Raw genomic sequence first — 1,326 nt, 5'->3', positions numbered from 1 at the left:
CCGTTCTTCGTGTAGGTGGAGAGAGCCGCCCCGAAACTGTAACCGCCATTGTTGCCACTTAAACGCATACCGTCCACAAGGTTAGCTCTCAATTCGATGCCCTGCATCTTCGGCAGGCATCGCTGGGCGTGCGCCTGCCCCGTGAACAGGGCAAGCGACACGATGATTATTGCGATGTACTTTCTCATGGTCAGCGCACTTGAAGTTCGTTGATGGTATTGGCACGTACCAAGTCCTCGTTTTCAATCACGAAAGACTGGTGACGCCCCCCGTTCTTCTCGTTGAGTTCCACCACGAGGCATTTGTCGTCGGGAATGGTGAACTTCGCCATCGTGAATACCGTGCGCTCGCTCTTCTTGCCCGGCACGAGTGTGGCGTAATTCTGCGCACGGAGCGGCAGGATAATCTGCTCCTGCACGGCGGTACGCTTCGCCACCTTCTTGTCCACGATTTTCCATGTGATGTAGTCCACATCGAAAGGCACGTTGCTCTGGTTCTTTATCTCCGTGTGGAAATAGAGTAACCCATTATGCGTGTAGATACCTTTCAGCAGGTACTGGATGCCGAATCGCTTGCAGCCGATGTGCTTCACCTCACGCTTGTTCTGCTTGTGGATGGACTTCATGATAAGGCGCACCAGCATCGGGCTTTCGCTGCCCAGTTCCTTCAGGTAGATTTCCTGCGCGTTGTTCGGGCGGTTCACCTTCTCTCCGTCATGGATGAAGTCGCACATCTCCACGTTGAGAAGCAGCGGTTCGGAGGCGTACTTCACGTTAAAAGTATAGAAACTCCCGTCCTCCGTGATTACCGACATATTGGTTTCGTTCGGGAAGTTACGCACGGTAGCTTTCACGCGGATGACGTTCTCCGCTCCGTCGGCTTTACCCGCAATCAGGTCGGGCGAGCCTAAATCGACGTAGCGCACCTCCGAGGGGAAAATGACGTGGACGGTCTTGTCGTAGGTCACTTCCAATCCGTGCGGGGGAACCATGCGGTCGAAGGTCAGCTTCTTTGTCAGCCCGTGATACAGATCGCCGTCCGCCTCCTTCTGCGGATAGACCTCCTTTGTCAAGGTCGGTTGTTGGCTTTGCCTTCCTCCTCCTTGCGAGGCATAGTCAAGCGAGCTTGTCTCTGCTCTCGCTTCGTTCGTCGGTTCACTTCCGTTGTTCTCTCCAACGGTTACGTTCTCCTGCGCGTTGGCAGTTATGATGCCCATAGCGAGGGCAAACATGATGATTACTTTTTTCATTCTACTTTGGATTTTAGTGGTAAATAAAAATTTGGTTGTTGTTTTTTTAGTCGTTGATTGTTATTGTTTTCAATCTC

At 52.5% G+C, this 1,326-nt stretch carries 2 protein-coding genes; both read right to left on the bottom strand.

Annotated features, from left to right (window positions below; translation table 11 throughout):
• On the bottom strand, nucleotides 1-188 hold a 188-nt coding region (locus tag N5O98_RS27190), incomplete at its 3' end, for a conjugal transfer protein TraO (RefSeq protein ID WP_186910294.1).
• Nucleotides 189-190: 2 nt separating this feature from the next.
• The gene (gene traN, locus N5O98_RS27185; protein WP_032588475.1) at nucleotides 191-1,249 is read right to left on the bottom strand and encodes a conjugative transposon protein TraN; all 1,059 of its coding nucleotides are present in this window, start codon (nucleotides 1,247-1,249) and stop codon (nucleotides 191-193) included.
• Between the last annotated feature and the right edge of the window lie 77 nt (nucleotides 1,250-1,326).

This window comes from Bacteroides sp. LFL-34 (genome assembly GCF_027257075.1).
Taxonomy (GTDB): Bacteria; Bacteroidota; Bacteroidia; order Bacteroidales; family Bacteroidaceae; genus Bacteroides; species Bacteroides ovatus.
Note: the sequence above shows the minus strand (reverse complement) of the source record. Positions and strands in the feature narration are given on the sequence as shown.